Origin of the sequence: Paenibacillus vulneris, from assembly GCF_039543185.1 — a bacterium.
GTDB classification, from domain to species: Bacteria; Bacillota; Bacilli; order Paenibacillales; family NBRC-103111; genus Paenibacillus_S; species Paenibacillus_S vulneris.
Genome location: NZ_BAABJG010000004.1, coordinates 121,003 through 137,454 on the forward strand (window position 1 = coordinate 121,003; position 16,452 = coordinate 137,454).

At 51.9% G+C, this 16,452-nt stretch carries 16 protein-coding genes; 9 read left to right on the plus strand and 7 right to left on the minus strand.

The annotated features are described in order from the left end of the window. Positions 1-84: 84 nt before the first annotated feature. The 5 genes from ABEA66_RS04755 to ABEA66_RS04775 are packed head-to-tail and all read left to right on the plus strand — an operon-like array spanning position 85 to position 6,084. Positions 85-1,626 carry a spore germination protein gene (locus ABEA66_RS04755; protein WP_345586529.1) on the plus strand — a complete coding sequence of 514 codons (1,542 nt, stop codon included), beginning with the start codon at positions 85-87 and terminating at the stop codon, positions 1,624-1,626. Continuing rightward, positions 1,623-2,723, plus strand: coding sequence for a GerAB/ArcD/ProY family transporter (locus tag ABEA66_RS04760; RefSeq protein WP_079911181.1), 1,101 nt, complete (start codon positions 1,623-1,625; stop codon positions 2,721-2,723). The genes ABEA66_RS04755 and ABEA66_RS04760 overlap by 4 nt, the downstream gene beginning before the upstream one ends. Next, positions 2,720-3,838 carry a Ger(x)C family spore germination protein gene (locus ABEA66_RS04765; protein WP_079911182.1) on the plus strand — a complete coding sequence of 373 codons (1,119 nt, stop codon included), beginning with the start codon at positions 2,720-2,722 and terminating at the stop codon, positions 3,836-3,838. The genes ABEA66_RS04760 and ABEA66_RS04765 overlap by 4 nt, the downstream gene beginning before the upstream one ends. Before the next feature lie 36 nt (positions 3,839-3,874). Beyond that, positions 3,875-4,975, plus strand: a complete 1,101-nt coding sequence (locus ABEA66_RS04770; protein WP_079911183.1) for a GerAB/ArcD/ProY family transporter — start codon at positions 3,875-3,877, stop codon at positions 4,973-4,975. Next, complete coding sequence (locus ABEA66_RS04775; protein WP_345586533.1) at positions 4,972-6,084, plus strand: Ger(x)C family spore germination protein; 1,113 nt, start codon at positions 4,972-4,974, stop codon at positions 6,082-6,084. The genes ABEA66_RS04770 and ABEA66_RS04775 overlap by 4 nt, the downstream gene beginning before the upstream one ends. A gap of 130 nt (positions 6,085-6,214) precedes the next feature. Here the strand turns inward: ABEA66_RS04775 and ABEA66_RS04780 are convergent, their stop codons facing one another. The 5 genes from ABEA66_RS04780 to ABEA66_RS04800 all read right to left on the minus strand — a co-directional run bounded on the left by ABEA66_RS04780 (position 6,215) and on the right by ABEA66_RS04800 (position 10,241). Then, entirely contained in the window at positions 6,215-6,760 is a 546-nt protein-coding gene (locus tag ABEA66_RS04780) for a glutathione peroxidase (protein WP_079911185.1), read from the minus strand. Positions 6,761-6,763: 3 nt separating this feature from the next. After that, the gene (locus ABEA66_RS04785; RefSeq protein WP_345586535.1) at positions 6,764-7,213 is read right to left on the minus strand and encodes a MarR family winged helix-turn-helix transcriptional regulator; all 450 of its coding nucleotides are present in this window, start codon (positions 7,211-7,213) and stop codon (positions 6,764-6,766) included. A 455-nt stretch (positions 7,214-7,668) separates the two neighbouring features. Then, positions 7,669-8,643 carry an aldo/keto reductase gene (locus tag ABEA66_RS04790; protein WP_345586537.1) on the minus strand — a complete coding sequence of 325 codons (975 nt, stop codon included), beginning with the start codon at positions 8,641-8,643 and terminating at the stop codon, positions 7,669-7,671. A gap of 212 nt (positions 8,644-8,855) precedes the next feature. Beyond that, positions 8,856-9,176: a hypothetical protein gene (locus ABEA66_RS04795; protein ID WP_079911188.1), complete on the minus strand. Its 321-nt coding sequence runs from the start codon at positions 9,174-9,176 to the stop codon at positions 8,856-8,858. A gap of 27 nt (positions 9,177-9,203) precedes the next feature. After that, complete coding sequence (locus ABEA66_RS04800) at positions 9,204-10,241, minus strand: LLM class flavin-dependent oxidoreductase (RefSeq protein ID WP_192703004.1); 1,038 nt, start codon at positions 10,239-10,241, stop codon at positions 9,204-9,206. Positions 10,242-10,404: 163 nt separating this feature from the next. On the opposite strand from ABEA66_RS04800, the gene ABEA66_RS04805 reads away from it, so the two are divergent. After that, positions 10,405-10,962, plus strand: coding sequence for a GNAT family N-acetyltransferase (locus tag ABEA66_RS04805; protein WP_345586542.1), 558 nt, complete (start codon positions 10,405-10,407; stop codon positions 10,960-10,962). A gap of 49 nt (positions 10,963-11,011) precedes the next feature. Here the strand turns inward: ABEA66_RS04805 and ABEA66_RS04810 are convergent, their stop codons facing one another. Together ABEA66_RS04810 and ABEA66_RS04815 are read right to left on the minus strand one after the other, a co-directional pair. After that, the gene (locus ABEA66_RS04810) at positions 11,012-11,323 is read right to left on the minus strand and encodes a hypothetical protein (protein WP_345586544.1); all 312 of its coding nucleotides are present in this window, start codon (positions 11,321-11,323) and stop codon (positions 11,012-11,014) included. A 76-nt stretch (positions 11,324-11,399) separates the two neighbouring features. After that, positions 11,400-11,825 carry an Rrf2 family transcriptional regulator gene (locus tag ABEA66_RS04815; RefSeq protein ID WP_079911192.1) on the minus strand — a complete coding sequence of 142 codons (426 nt, stop codon included), beginning with the start codon at positions 11,823-11,825 and terminating at the stop codon, positions 11,400-11,402. Between the two features lie 291 nt (positions 11,826-12,116). On the opposite strand from ABEA66_RS04815, the gene ABEA66_RS04820 reads away from it, so the two are divergent. From ABEA66_RS04820 to ABEA66_RS04830, 3 genes are read left to right on the plus strand one after another with little or no spacing between them, the layout of a single operon-like run. Continuing rightward, complete coding sequence (locus ABEA66_RS04820; protein ID WP_144027887.1) at positions 12,117-12,566, plus strand: MarR family transcriptional regulator; 450 nt, start codon at positions 12,117-12,119, stop codon at positions 12,564-12,566. A 29-nt stretch (positions 12,567-12,595) separates the two neighbouring features. After that, positions 12,596-14,362, plus strand: coding sequence for an ABC transporter ATP-binding protein (locus ABEA66_RS04825; RefSeq protein ID WP_345586548.1), 1,767 nt, complete (start codon positions 12,596-12,598; stop codon positions 14,360-14,362). Then, the gene (locus ABEA66_RS04830) at positions 14,355-16,223 is read left to right on the plus strand and encodes an ABC transporter ATP-binding protein (protein WP_377740917.1); all 1,869 of its coding nucleotides are present in this window, start codon (positions 14,355-14,357) and stop codon (positions 16,221-16,223) included. The genes ABEA66_RS04825 and ABEA66_RS04830 overlap by 8 nt, the downstream gene beginning before the upstream one ends. Positions 16,224-16,452 lie beyond the last annotated feature (229 nt).

Consider the following 16,452-nt stretch of genomic DNA (forward strand, 5'->3'; position numbering starts at 1 on the left):
GGCCGGACAAATGAGCCATTTCCGCATAAATTTTTCATCCCATGCCATATTAAACAATAAATGAAGGATCGGAATGGAGTCATCATGAGCTTTCTTCACTGGTTGAAATGGAAAAGTCCTCAGAATCCGTCGGCCCACCCAACGTACGAGAAGCTGACTGGTACCATAAGCCCCTCTCTGGCGGCAAATATAGCGGAGCTAAGCGCTCTTTTCAGCCTGGCTCCCGATCTTGTCATCCGCCATCTTGTCATCCAATCGACGGGTGACGAAGCTGCGCTCGTATACATGAATGGGCTTAGCGATAAAAACTCCATTAACAATAATGTGATCCGTTCGCTTCAGACGGGAACATCCGGCGGAAGCCCCGGTTCTGCCCCGGCCGTCACTATTGGATACATTATGAAGCTGACGCGTTGGGAGGACATTGAACAGGCTCTTTTCCAAGGCTACAGTATTCTGTTTACGGAAGGGCTGACGGAGGTTCAAACCTTCGACACCCAAGGCTGGCCGCAGCGGTCCATCGAAGATCCTCAGATAGAGGCTTCCCTGAAGGGGGCCCACCAGGGCTTTGTAGAAACGGGAACCCAGAATATCGCCATGATTCGCCGGTATATTCCGAACCGTGAGCTCAAAATAAGGGAAATTACGGTTGGCCGAAGAGGCAGAACAACCGTATCCATTCTCTATTTGGCCGATGTCGCCCATCCGGAGGTTCTGAAGGAACTGGAAGACCGCATCCGGAGGCTGGATGTAGACGCGATATTGAACACCGGGGAGCTGGAAGGGTTCATAGAAGACAACCCGTACTCTCCTTTCCCCCAGTTCTTATCGACGGAGCGTCCGGACGCCGCGGCTTCCCAAATATTGCAGGGCAGGTTCGCCGTTGTCGTCGATCGCTCCCCAAGCGTGCTGATCGGCCCTACGACCTTTACGTCCTTCTTTCAAAGCTTGGACGATTACAGTACGCGCTGGCTCCTTGCCACGTTTATCCGGCTGCTGCGTTTCGTCGGCTTCCTCGTCGCCGCCTTTCTGCCCGCTCTGTACATCGCGGCCATTTCATTTAATTACGAGGTCATACCGATAAAGCTGATCTTATCGATCGGGGAATCCCGGGAGCGTGTTCCTTTTCCCCCTATCGTCGAGGCGTTACTGATGGAAATTACGCTGGAGATGCTGCGGGAGGCCGGGATTCGGCTGCCTTCGCCGATCGGGCAAACCGTAGGCATCGTCGGGGGTATCGTCATAGGCCAGGCCGCCGTACAGGCCGGCATCGTAAGCAACGTAATGGTTATTGTTGTGGCGGCGACGGCGATCGCTTCATTCATTATCCCGAATTACGATATGGCTTCCGCCATTCGTTTGATCCGATTCCCCATGATGATCATTGCTTCCATGTTCGGCATTGTCGGAATCGTTATCGGGTTAATGACTCTCATCGCCCATCTCATTTCTCTTGAATCGCTCGGTACTCCCTATGGAAGCCCGCTCGCCCCGATGCGTTTCGCAGATTGGAAGGATACGTTTATCCGGGTACCGCTATGGAAAATGACCAAACGTCCGGTGAGCGCGCGGCCTGTGCAGGATAAACGGCTGGGCCCCAATCACCCTAGAGGTGACGGCAAATGAAGAAATACCAGTATAACGAAATCACGCTGATGCAGTATATCTTTTTCATTCATGGTACTCAGCTGGGGAGCGGCCAGCTAGCTCTCCCCCGCTTGTTGGCCGAAAAGGCCGGCGTCAGCGGATGGATATCGCTCCTGATGGGCTGGGCAGGGTCCGTAGCCGCCAGTCTATTCATCGTCTCTATCATGAAAAGATATCCGGATGGAGCCTTTCCCGATTTGCTGGTTCATTATTTCGGCAAACCTATCGGCAAAATAGCGGTATTGTTGATGACGATGTTTTACGCCTTTTCCAGCCTGACCAGCATCTTCGCAACGGGTTTGATGATTCAGCAGTGGATTCTCCCCCATACGCCGCTGTACATTTTAATCATTTTGTTCTCGATACCGACGTATCTGATCACCCGCAACGGTCTTCGGGTTATAGGCCGGTATACAGAGCTGATTTTTTTTCTGACGATAGGGATGATCTTCTTCATGCTGGTCCCGTTAAAGAACGGGCATCCGTTGCATCTGCTTCCGATCCTTGGAGAAGGATGGGGCCCTTTGCTTCAGGGGACTCTGGTTACGGTATTTTCGTTCCTTGGCTTCGATTCCGCCCTGATCGCGTATCCGTTTCTGCAAAAAAAACAAGCTGCCGCCACAGGGATCATCATAGCCAACACCTTGACGTTGCTCATTTTTCTGATTAACGTGCTATCGTGCTTTGTTTTCTTCAGTCCGGATGAAATCACGCAGTATCAACAGCCAACCCTCGATTTGCTGAAGGTGGTCGAATTCAAATTTGTTGAGCGGCTGGAAATAGTATTTTTATCCGGATTTTTGACCGTCATTTCCGCGACATGGATCACTCTGATGTATAATACCGTCTTTTGCACAAGCTGGCTTCTAGGCAAACAAGATCATCAAAGCCACGTGCTCGTCCTGCTGGTCCTTACCATCCTGTCTGCTTATTTCCTAGATCCTTCAACGGATCAAATGGAGGATTGGTACAGCTGGCTGACCAAAACGGGCTTTCTGTACGCCTTTGTCATGCCGGTAGGCTTATGGCTGTACCTAAGGGGAAAAGAGCTGTCCCAAGGAAGGAGACGCACATGAGGAAACCCATCCAATTGGCGGTAATCATCGCCCTGCTCGCTGCCCTTCTTACCGGCTGCAGAGACCGGCACAATCTGGAGGATCTTACCGTCATCCTTATGCTAGGGATCGATGTAGACGGCAATAACAACCTGGTGTTCTATGAATCGAGCCCTGTCTTTAATAAAGAAGCGAAGGACAAGGAAGAGGAGTATGGAGTCAAGGCTGCCACGTTTCATGAAGCCAGGGAAGTGTTCGATGCCATGGTTACGGCCCTGACGGTGGAAGGGAAGGTCCAAATTATTTTGCTCAGCCATCGGCTTCTGAAAAGAGGGGACTGGTTCCCGCTTTTCGATACGTTTTACCGTGATACCAAGAACAGCCTGTCGCCCAAGGTAGTTGCTGTCGACGGATCCGTCTCGGACATCATCCACTTCACTCCGAAAGATAAGCCGCTGCTTCCCATGTTTATTACAAGCCTTATCGAGCAAAACCACCGGAGCAACATTACGGTAAAAACAAACTTGCTGGATTTGCACCGGCAAATGACCGATAGGGGGATGACCCCCTTTATTTCGGAAATCAAGAAGGATAAGGAGGTTGAGCTTACAGGGACGACCTTGCTGCAAGAGGATGGAAAGTACGCCGACTCGCTTAACCTGCAGCAAACCACGCTCCTGCGCATTCTTCAACAGCATCGGCACGGGGAGCAGAACGTTACTCTTTCCTTTCCTGCCGGTGAAAAAAAGGGGCCCATTGAACAAAACAGGCTGAGCTTTCTCATACAGCGACTCTCTAATAAAACGAAAACGGCTTACGAACAGGGACGCTTTCGTTTCGATACGCAGGTCAATATGACAGTTACACTGACAGAACGGCTCTTTCCCTATAACATGAGAACCGAAAGCCGCAAGCTGGAGCAAATGATGGAGAAGGAGCTGCAAAAGCAGCTGCAAACTCTCATTAAAAAGATGCAAAAGCATAAAGCCGACCCTGTAGGCTACGGCGACTTGGCCAGAGCTTATCAGTATAAAGCTTGGTCCAAGGTCGGGCAGCAGTGGGGTGAAGCCTGGTCCAAGGCTGAAGTGAATGTATCGGTCAAGGTCAAAATCAAAAGCAGCGGCCCCATCATTTGAGGCCAAGGACATATAGTGGAAGGAGGCAGCTAGGGAGTGAACAAATATGCCTATAACGATATCACGTTTATGCAGTACACCCTTTTCATTCACAGCTCACAGGTCGGTATAGGCATCCTTCAGCTGCCTCGCCAAATTGCCGCGTCTGCCGGGACTGCCGGATGGATGTCCATCCTTATCGGATGGGCTTTATCCGTAGCGGCCAGCCTTGTCCTGATCCAGGTGATGAAGAAGCATCCCGGGGATACGATCATCGATTTGCTGCCGCGATATTTCGGTGTATGGATCGGCAGGCTATTCACCCTGGCTTTTGCAATTTATTTTGGAATTTTGGCTTATACCGTTATGAGCCGTGCCAGCCTGTTCATCACTTCATGGATTCTGCCTCAAACGGCGGACTATGTCTTGATGCTTCTCTTCTGCATCCCTACTTACATGGTGGTTAGAAACGGCTTACGCGTGCAGGGCCGATACTCGGAGCTGGTGTTCTTCCTCTCCTTGTGGATGCCGTTGTTTTATCTGCTCCCTTTGAAGGATGCCCATTGGAACTACCTACTCCCGCTGGTCAAGGACGGATGGAGTCCCATTGTGCAGACGACTTCCCTGACGGTCAACTCCTTTCTCGGATTTGAAACCGCCTTGTTTCTGTATCCTTTTTTGAAGAACAAGGAGACCGCCGTTCCGGGAATCGTGATCGCCAACACATTGTCCATGCTGGTGTTTCTTTTTGTGACCCTTGCCTGCTTTGTCTATTTCAGTCCTGAAGGCATCCTGCAATTTAACGAGCCTACCCTCAATATATTAAAGGCCATTCAGCTAAGCTTCCTGGAACGTCCGGAGATCGTGTTTCTCGCCTTTTACTTGGTGATCATTTCCACCACCTGGATGCCTAACGTGTACTGGTCTATCTTCTGTACCAGCCAGCTGCTGGGCAAGCAGAATCATCACCGTCATCTGGTCATCTTTCTGCTTCTATCTATTGCTATAACATTCTTCTACAAGCTCTCATTCGATAAAAACGACCAGTTACAGCGTATTATCGGTATGGTGGGCGTTGTGATAGCCTTCGTTCTCCCCGTCATCTTATGGCTGTATATGGCGGGGCACAGGCTCATCCGAAGGAGGAGAACTCCTTGAAGCGGCTTCACTGCTTGTGTATTGTCATACTGCTATTGCTTCCGGGATGTAACGATCGTCTGGATCTCGAGAATATGGCGATAGGACTTTTGATGGGGATTGATTTGGAGGGGGATGACCGCCTCGTCTATTATTTATCGAGCCCCGTATTCAATAAGCAAGCCAGAAAAAGAGAGGAAGAAGCCCAGGCCTTCACATCGACGGTCGTTCAATCCGAGAGGAAATTGGACAGCCTGACAAATGCTCTGACGGTACGCGGGAAAGTACAGGTGCTCCTCCTCGGCAAACGGCTGCTGCAGCATGAGGACTGGTTCCCCTTGCTGGATGTGGCGTTCCGGGATGCCAAATTCACGGTCAACGCGAGAGTCGTTGCGGTGGATGGCCCCCTCATAGAGATTTTTCAATTTCAGCCCAAAGACAAGCCGAGACTGCCGGTATTTTTGTCCAAGCTTATAGATACGGCTTACGAAAGAAACATTACGGTGAAAACAACACTGCAAGAGCTGCACCGTCAAATGTTCGAGAAAGGAACCACGCCTGTTATATCGGAAATTAAAAAAGAGAAAAGCATCGAGGTTCAGGGCACCGCCCTGCTGAATAAGCAGGGAAAATATGTCGCATCGCTATCCAAAGAGGAAAATGCCCTGCTGCAAATTCTGCAGCGCAAGACCGGTGAAGATCTCTCTCTGACGATACATGTTCCACAAAAGCAGCCTGATGGAAGTATCCTTAAAAAGAAGCTGGGCATTCTGCCCGAGAAGCTGAAGCTGCGTATCCGCAGCGCATACAATAAGGACCGGTTCGAGTTTCATATTCTCGGAAGAATCAGCTTCAGCCTGCTCGAGAAGCAGCTACCCAGGTTTGCTGCATCGATTCCTTCCCCCAAACTCGAGTCCATTGTGAACGAAGATTTACAAAAGAGGTGCGCCGATTTGATCGGGAAATTCCAGAAGGCCCGGATTGACCCCATCGGACTCGGATTGTATGCCCGAGCCTATCATAATGCCCAGTGGAAAGAGGTGCAGGACCAGTGGGAAGAGGCATTGTCCCGCGCTGATGTCCATATCTCCTTCCAAACGGAAATCACGAAGCTGGGTCCTATGCGCTAATCCCCCCACAAGCAGGGCGAATCCGTTGAAAGTCCTGTTGGGGTTGAACTATGGCCATGATATGAAAAAACTGCAGGACGTATAGCCTAATCGTCCATGCAGTCTTTTCCTGATTTGGATAAAGGATTCATTACAGCAGCGATTCGATTGCGGGCTCCATGTCCATCGGCTCCACTGCCGGCTCAAACCGTTCTACGATATGGCCGTCGCGGTCCACAAGGAATTTCGTAAAGTTCCATTTCACTTCGTCCCCGACCAGCAGCTCAGGCTGCTTCTCCTGCAGAAAAGCGTGGAGCAGCCGTCCGCTGGCATTGCTCAGATCGAAGCCCTCGAAAGGAGCCTGCTCCGTCAAATAGCGGAACAATGGGTGAGCGTCCCTGCCGCGCACATCTGTTTTTTCAAACATCGGGAATTGGACGCCATAGTTCACTTGGCAAAACGACTGAACTTCCTCGTTGCTCCCCGGCTCTTGTTCGTTGAACTGGTTGCACGGAAAGCCTAGAATTTCCAGTCCTTGCGAATTATAGCGCTCGTACAGCTTTTGCAGATCGGTGTACTGCGGCGTAAACCCGCATTTGCTTGCCGTATTGACAATGACCAGTACTTTCCCCTTGTACTGCTCAAGAGATACTTCTTTCCCTTGAAGCGTTACTGCCGAAATATCATAAATAGACATGGTTCATTCCTCCGTTTGCATGTGATGGATTGTATGCAGGAGCGCCGTTAGTCTTTCACGCCACTCCGCTGCTTCTTCCTGCTCTATCCCCATCCGGCAAAATAAGCGGCCAGGGATGTCATAAGCCTGTTGCTTCAGCCTGGTTCCCTGCTCTGTCAGGCGGATTCTGACCTGACGTTCGTCCTTGCTGTCCCGCACGCGCTTTATTAGCTCCATCTGCTCCAGACGCTTCAATAGCGGCGTCAGGGTGCCGGAATCCAAATACAGTCGGCTGCCGAGCTCCTTCACCGTGACCCCGTCCTCTTCCCACAGGGCCAGCAGCGTGACATACTGCGTGTACGTTAGACCCAGCTCATCCAACAGCGGCCTGTACAGCCGCGTAATTTCTTTGGAGCAGGCATATACGGCAAAGCACAGCTGGTTCTCCAGCTTCAGCCAGTCATCCTTGTTCATCCGCACCTCCACTATGTATTTCGCAAAATTAAATTGTGTACAATTTATTTGTTTCAAAGATATCATGGTCTGCTGTTCTTGTCAATCCGGATTTTGGGCATCTGTCGTTCCAGGTAAGAACAAGACTGGAGCCGGCGCCGCAAAGCAGCTCCTTGGTTTCGAAGCCGAATTATGGGAAAAAGCCGATGCCATAAGGCATCGGAGAGTCTGTCGAGAAACCTAGTTTTGCGAGAACTTTGCTAAATATGGAGGTGGGGTATTCCTCGGAAGAGTTTACGTCCGCCTTTGAAACCCGTGAAAATACCACTAAATCTGATCCCTTTCACGGGTTTCAACAGCGGCTGGAGGGGCATACCCCACCGTAGTATATTAGCAATAGTTCAAGCCTTATAGGTTTCTCGACAATCTGGCCGATGCCATAAGGCATCGGACTTTTTTTCATTAGCCGAAAAGTTCTATGGAAGCCGGTATAAAGCGAACGGAGCCCCATAACGAAACGGCTCGCTGATAGAGCTCAATTCCTGCTGATGCTCCGCTGTAAGATCGACGGATAAGCTTCGCAAGTTTTCCGTTACTTGTTCTATACGCGTCGCACCTACAATCACAGTGGATACGGCAGGCTGCTGCATCAGCCAAGCAATCGAAAGCGCACTCGGGGAGCAGCCCGCTTCAGCTGCAAGCTGACTTACTTTCGTGCCCAACGCGATTCTGTCCTCGCTAAGAAACCGGCTGAAATTCGGATCCGTTTGCGCGCGTGACCCTTCGGGAGCGGCGTCCAGAGCATTGTATTTGCCGGTAAGAATGCCCCCGGCCAGCGGAAAATAAGGAATAATCCCTACCCCTTGATCCAGACAAAGCGGGACCAGCTCCTGCTCCGGCGTCCGGTCGGCTAAGGAATAGCTGATTTGTGTAGAAACAAACCGGTTCAGGCCCAGACGCTCGCTGATGCCAAGAGCCTTCATGAGCTCCCAGGCCGCATAGTTGGAAGCCCCGATATACCGCACCTTCCCGGACCGCACCATATCGTCCAGCGCCCGAAGCGTTTCTTCAAGGGGCGTATCGGGATCAAACGTATGAATTTGATACAAATCCACATAGTCCGTCTTCAACCGGCGCAAGCTGTCCTCCAGCTCCCGCTGGAGATGATATCTTGACGAGCCTCTTTCATTCGGCCCCGGTCCGCGGACCAGGCCGGCTTTGGTCGCCAGAACCACCTCGTGCCTTCTGCCCTCCAGAGCCAGACCAATGATTCGTTCCGATTCGGACTGGGCGTAAATATTGGCGGTATCAATGAAATTGATTCCGTTGTCCATTGCATGATAAATGATCTGCGTGGAAGTCTGCTGATCGGCCCGTTTGCCGAACGCATTGGTCCCCAGACCCAGAACGGACACCTTCAACCCGCTATTTCCTAAACGTCGAAATTGCATAGCATGTACTCCCTTCCTTTTCCAACATAAGATTTGGTGTCTCTTGACCTCCACCGACAGGCCCGAGCCGTACCGGGTACTGCTTAAGTAGCTTGAAAGGCGTTTCTCGCAGAACTGCGGTTTCCAAGGGGACGGGAGAAATCGATCACAGAGACGAATACACCGGAGAAAGTAAAGGCAGAGCATCCGCTCCGCCTTCCGATGTTCCCGGTTTATTTAGGATGAAACAACCCCTGCTTCACGATAGCGTCCGCCAGCTCCGCATCTTTCAAGGTAATGTCCATATCAGGAATTTTAACGACAAACCGGCGTTTATCTGCATCATACAGCACCCCTCCCACCGGATGAAGCTCGTAGAGCGGCATGTAGTCCGAAGGGATTTTTTTCATTTGTTGAATGATCGAGAATACCTCGCCCCAAAAAGGCAAATCGGTACGCCGCCTGCATTCGGCGATCGTTCGCTTCAGCTGCTCGCTGAGTGTGTCCCGGCTGACTGACCATAGCATCTCTTCTCTCTCGCTGTGTGAATTCATGGAACCCTCCCTGGTTAGTAACGGGACTTAAAGGTCGAAAGCATCCGCAAGCAGCCGGTAGGACCGCAGCTTGGCTTCAAAGTCGTATGTGATCGTCACCAGCATAAGCTCCTCCGTCCGGTACTGCTCCGCCAGGCGTAACAGCCTTGCCTTGACCTGCTCCGGTGTCCCTACGATCATCCGTTTCCGGTTATCCTCTATCCGGTTTCGATCATAGGGCGTATACGGATAACGCTTCGCTTTTTCAATGGAAGGCGTGCCTGTTACGGAGCTGCGCCCTTTTTCAAACAGCAGCAGCCTCAAATCCAGGCTGGAGGCTATCTCATTAGCCGCCTCCTCCGTCTCCGCGCAAATGACGAAAACTGCGAGCAGCGACTTCGGCTTGTCTCCAAGAACGGACGGTTGAAACCTCCGCTGATATCCCCGCATCTCGTCGTCTCCGCCAAAGCCGTTAATAAACTGTGCGAACGCAAACCCCGCACCGAATTGTGCGGCCAACCGGGCGCTCTCACCGCTAGAGCCGAGCAGCCACAGCTCCGGAGCCGTGTCCACGATCGGGGTGGCACGCAATCCCGCATAAGCGTGATCATCCGGAAGCGAATCATGCAAATAATCGATCAAATCCTCGATTTGCTTCGGGTACAGATCCAGCGCGGACGTCTTGCCTTCCTGCAGCGCCCTGGTGGACAGCGGCATTCCTCCCGGCGCCCGTCCTATCCCGAGATCGATTCTCCCGGGGTACAGCGCCTCCAATAACCGGAAATTCTCCGCTACTTTAAATGCGCTGTAATGCGGCAGCATAACGCCTCCCGAGCCAATACGTATGCTGGAGGTCCGGGCTGCCAAATGACTGATAAGCACCTCAGGGCTCGAGCCGGCCAGGCTCATCGTAAAATGGTGCTCCGCTACCCAAAACCGGGAATATCCCAGCTGCTCGGTCTCCTGAGCCAGCCTTGCCGTCAGGGCCAATGCCTCTGACGCACTGCTGCCTTCCGCAATGGGAGACTGGTCCAACACGCTTAACCTCACAGCAATTCCCTCCTTCCTGTTCGTTATTCGGAGCATGCCCGAATACGGGCATTCCTTTGCAATCCACGTGGAGCTTCGCCTTCATTTCCGATTTTTTCTTTTATAGTATACAATAAAAGCAGCTTTTGAATGGTGGAATCATCATTCTATTCCGATGGGAGCTTGCTACAACAACTTCATTATTACCGGAGGCATGAATATGATTAGACTCGCTCAACCGGCGGATGCTCCTGCAGCCGCAGCTTTAATCTACCAAGCGATTAAGGATATTGGCTTTCAATTGACGGGAGCCGACACAGAACAAGAGGTGCTGGAGCGGTTAACGCGATTTTTCCAGACCGAGGGGAACCGGTTCAGCTACCCTAACCTTCTCGTTAAAGAACTAGACGGTGTAGTGGCCGGCATGATTTTGTGCTACCACGGCTCAGATGCCGAAACGATAGATCGACCGATCCTGGAGCAGCTTCGTTCGTTAAAGAACGACCCGAACCTGTCATTGGATAAGGAGGCCGATGAGGATGAATATTACATCGATGCTCTGGCCGTATTCCCCGAATGGGGAGGCCGCGGCATCGGTACCGAGCTGATCCGCGCGGCAGAAGAGCACGGGCGGCAGCTCGGCTACGACAAAATTGCCCTGAACGTCGAGCAATATAACGAAAAGGCCTGTACTTTATATAAAAAGCTGGGGTATGAAGCGGACAAAAACACGGTGATTAACGGGCACACTTATTTTCATATGGTCAAACGGCTCTAAGGTTTCCCAGCAGGCGCAGCTGATTCCGGAAACAATCGAACCCGTTTCTTCATCTCGAGGGAACGGGTTTCTTGCGCGGAAGATGGAGCATCACGGCACTTAACAGAAGGCATGCCGGTACGGCTGCAAGGAACCAGAACTCCATGCTGATTACAAACAATAGCAGAGGTGCAGCCAGAAGGAACGAAATATACAGCAAAAGCGGTACCCTGGCCAAAGCGCCAATGAACCCAACTATGACAGACGGAACCAGAAAAGGAGTCAGGAACCCGCTCCCTTCTTTCTCCAATGACAGTACGCTGATGACAGCACAAATAACCGCAACAGCAAAACATAACAGACTGTATGGACGAAGCCTCATCCCACGACCTCCTGATCGTTCTGTTTGTACACTGCACTGCGTACGCAATAATTTCATACGCCGCCCTCTCACAGCTTTAAGACTCTTCTATCATCTGAGACACGATATGCTTCAGTGTGACTTTGCTTAATTCATCTTCCATCGCCTTTTGCGCCTGCAGGAACGTCGATTCCAATGCACCTTGAATATTTCGGCCTACCGCACATTGCGGGTTCGGGTTCTCATGTACGGAGAACAGCTCCTCCTTATGATCGGCTTGAACGGCGCGGTACACCTCCAGCAGGGTAATTTGCTCCATCGGCCGCGCCAGAACGGCTCCCGCCACCCCAGGATTCGTGATGACGAGTCCTGCTTTATTCAGCATGCTCATGATTCGCCTTATAACTACTGGATTCGTGTTGACGCTGCTGGCTATAAAGTCGGAGGTGTTCCGGCCTTCCTTGTTGACTTCAAGAAGCGATAATATGTGGATGGCAACAGCAAAACGGCTGCTTATCGTCATGCGACTCCCCTCTTCCTTGATCGCAGCTCAACCGAGCTTCGACTCTTTTGCTATTATGTATTTTAACATAGGTTTCATTTTTCTTTAACCTGTAATTGATACAGTTACATGGTTGGACCGCCTTTTCTCTAGTTTGGCTTTTCCCGCATGGTTTCTTACGCATGGAAATCTGCCAAAGCACCCGGTTCCCTTCCTCCCGCTTTAAGCATATTTTCAGTTGACTGGCTTCTTCCACTGTTTTACAATTTAGATTAGTCGCCTAAATAATTTAACAAGGAGGATACGACTGACTTGCATCCCCATCCGTCCGAATCTCTCACCCATTTGATGTCCCATGTGATGAGGCTTCACCGCCACACCTTGCATTTGCTGCTGCAGGAGCAGGGAATTGAAGTTTATCCGGGACAGCCTCCCCTTCTATTCCGGCTATCGGAAGAGGACGGACAGAGCCAGAAGGAGCTGGCCAAGAAGCTGCGCATCCAGCCTGCAACCCTGACCGTGATGCTGACCCGCATGGAGAAGACCGGACTTGTAAAGCGCAGGCCGGATGAACGGGACCAGCGGATCTCGAGGGTGTATTTGACCGAGCAAGGACGGCAAGCGATCCAAGCGGTGAAGGATACGATGCAGTCTTTGGAGGTCAGCTCATTCGAGGACTTCACGACCGAAGAGAAGCTGCTGCTTCGCCGCTTTCTGCTGCATCTGCAGGATAACCTGAAAAAATTGGAGAAAAACGTTTAGTCGACAAAATAATAGCGAGGTGCAACTTTGTGTGGAAATTGTTTCGGTATTTAAAACCTTACTGGAAATCCGCCTTGCTGGCTCCCCTCTTGATGCTCGTTGAGGTATACATGGATTTGCTTCAGCCGAAGCTTATGGCCAGCATCGTGAACGAAGGGGTCCTGCAAAGGGATTTGCTGCACATTCAAAAGGTTGGCGCCATGATGATCGGCTTCTCCCTTATCGGTCTGATTGGCGGACTGGGGTGTACCGTCTTCTCCAGCCTGGCCTCCCAGAATTTCGGGGCCGATGTGCGCAAGGACCTGTTTCAAAAAGTGCAATCGTTTTCTTTTCGCAATCTGGACCAGTTTAAGGCCGGATCGCTTGTCACTCGCCTGACGAATGATGTGGTTCAAATGCAAAACCTGGTGCAAATGACGCTGCGCATTTTGGTCAGAGCCCCTTTCCTTGCTATCGGCAGCCTGATTATGGCGGTTACGATCAGCTACCGGCTGGCCATCATTTTGGCGGTCGTCATTCCGATTCTATTCCTGGTATTGTATCTGCTGATCCGCTTCGCCTTTCCTCTGTTCTCCATTGTGCAGAGCAAGCTGGACTCGGTGAACAACGTTCTTCAGGAAAATCTGGCAGGCATCCGGGTTGTCAAGGCATTCGTACGTTCCGACTACGAGAACAAGCGGTTCCGCAAGGCCAATAACGACTACACCGAGATTGCCATGAAGGCCACGCGGATCGTCGCCTTGAATATGCCGGTCATGACCTTGATCTTGAATGCCAGCATTGTAGCGGTCCTGTGGTACGGAGGCAATCTGACCTGGGAAGGGTCCCTTCCTGTCGGTGATTTGATCGCTTTTGTTAACTATGTGACGCAAGTGCTGTTCTCCCTCTTGATGGTAGGCATGATGCTGATGTTCGTCTCGCGCGCCAAAGCATCTGCCGACCGCATTAACGAAGTGATGGAGGTGCAATCCGAAATTACGGATGACGGTCACACCGTAGACCGTGCGGTTAGAGCGGGCGAGGTTACGTTCGAGCACGTATCGTTCGCTTATAGCACCGATGCGTCCGTTCCCAAGGACTCCCTCTCCGAGCAGAAGGAATTAGTGCTGAAGGACATTCATTTTACAGCCAGTCCGGGTCAGACGGTCGCGATTCTGGGTGCGACAGGCTCCGGTAAATCCACGCTCGTGAGCCTGATTCCCAGGCTGTATGATACTACGAAAGGGACCGTGCTGATCGACGGTATCGATGTGCGGCAAATGTCGCTTGATCAGCTTCGCCATCAGGTCGGTATGGTGCTTCAGCAGGCCATCCTGTTTACCGGAACCATTCGTGACAACATTCGCTTCGGCAAGCCGGATGCTTCACAGGAAGAGGTGGAAGCGGCAGCCAAGGCGGCCCAGGCTCATGATTTCATTATGAGCATGCCGGAAGGCTATGATACCGAGCTTGGCCAGAGAGGCGTCAATCTGTCCGGGGGACAAAAGCAGCGGATCTCCATCGCCCGCGCGCTGCTCGTCCGGCCTTCCATCCTCATTCTGGACGACAGCACGAGTGCCGTCGATCTGGGGACCGAGTCCCGCATCCAGGCGGCCATCAAAGAGCTGATGCGCGAGAGCACCTGCTTCCTCATCGCTCAGAGGATCTCCTCTGTCCTTGATGCGGATAAAATTCTGGTGCTGGAGGAAGGTCGCATCGTCGCAGAAGGTACTCATCAAGAATTAATCCGGACCAGTCCGGAATATCAGGACATCTATAACTCCCAAATCGGAAAGGGGGCCGTCGCACATGGCTGAGCTGAACCGCAGCGACCGGGAGCGTAATGGCGGAGCAACGAGACCGATGGGTCATCCTATGGGCATGGGAGGCCCTATGGGAGGCGGCCCTGGCGCTCGAGGCATGATGGCCAAGGTGCGCCCCAAAAACACGAAAGCCACTCTGAAAAGAATGTGGCAGTACTTAAGCCGTCAACGCGCCGGACTGATTTCCGTATTTATTCTGACCGCGCTAAGCTCCGGCTTGGCCCTGATAGGTCCTTATTTAATCGGCGTATCCATCGACGAATATATTATTCCGCGCAATTACAGCGGCCTGATCGGACTGTGCACCGCTCTGTTAGGCGTGTACGTATTCAGCGCCGTCATGTCCTGGATTCAGGCTTATGTCATGACAGGCGTATCGCAGCGGACGGTGCGGGAGCTCCGCGAGGATATGTTCGGCCGCATACAGAAGCTGCCGCTACAGTTCTTCGACAGCAAGACGCACGGCGAGCTGATGAGCCGGACAACGAACGATATCGAGAACGTATCCAATACGTTAAACCAAAGCGTGACACAGCTCATCTCCAGCGTAATCACCGTGGTCGGCGCCTTGATCTTTATGCTGAAGCTGAATGTTTGGCTTACGCTGCTCAGCCTGATTACGATCCCGCTGGTGATGATCATAACCGGGAAAATCTCCGGCTATACCCGCAACTATTTCTCCGGTCAGCAGAAGCATCTCGGGGAAATCAACGGCTTCATCGAGGAGACGATCTCCGGACAGAGGGTCGTCAAGGCTTTCCGCCGTGAAGAGAAGGCGATCCAGGATTTTAACGTGATCAACGGGAAGCTTCGCAGCGCAGGCTCCAAAGCGCAAATCTTCAGCGGCATGATCGGCCCTATTATGAACGTACTGAATAATATGAGCTTCGCCCTATTAGCTGCGGTCGGCGGCTGGATGGCGTTGAACGATATGACGACGATAGGGATCATCGTCAGCTTCCTGAACTATTCCAAGCAGTTCGGCAGACCGATTAACGAGCTCGCCAATCAATTCAATATGATTCAATCCGGCGTTGCCGGTGCGGAACGCGTATTTGAAATTATGGATACGAAGACCGAATATGAGGAGCAGGCAGGCCATAAAGAGCTTCGCCAAGTAAAGGGCGAGGTCATACTGGATCATGTATCCTTCCGCTACAAGGAAGACGTGCCTATCCTCAAGCACGTATCGCTGACCGCCAAGCCGGGAGATACCGTAGCTTTGGTAGGCCCGACGGGCGCGGGGAAAACCACCATTATTAATCTCTTGACCCGCTTCTATGATATTCAAGAGGGTACGATCACCATCGACGGCGAAGCGATCCACCATCTTGATAAAGACCAGCTTCGCCAACAGCTCGGCATCGTGCTGCAGGACGCCTACCTGTTCTCCGACACGATACGGGAGAACATCCGCTACGGCAGGCTGGACGCAACCGACGAGGAGATTGAAGCGGCAGCCAAGCTGGCTAACGCCGATTCCTTCATACGGAAGCTGCCGCAAGGCTACGATACCATCCTGTCGGCTGAGGGCAGCAATCTGAGTCAAGGCCAGCGGCAGCTGATTACGATTGCGAGAGCCATTCTGGCCGATCCCGCGATTCTGATTCTCGATGAAGCGACCAGCAGCGTCGATACCCGTACCGAGATGCATATTCAAGAAGCGATGAACTCGTTGATGAAAGGGCGGACCAGCTTCGTCATCGCGCATAGGCTGAGTACCATTCGGGAGGCGGATCAAATTCTCGTCATCAACGGAGGGGAAATTATCGAACGGGGTACCCACCAGGAGCTGTTGGATCAGAAAGGCTTCTATCACGACCTGTATAACAGCCAGTTCAAACGGGTGGGTTAAAGCTTAACCTGCCCCGAGAGCGGAAGCGAAAGTCGAAGATAATGGCCTTTGATTCCGTTTTCACAAGCCTAGCCCAGCCCAAATCGGCTTCAAAACCGTTTAGCCCTATTTTACATTCAGGATGCTTCATCGTAGAATACGGTTCAACAACCTCATAGGAAGCCCGCGAGTAGAATTCTCTATTCGGGGCTTCTTTTCATAAAGCGACCGCCGCTGATACAACGATTTG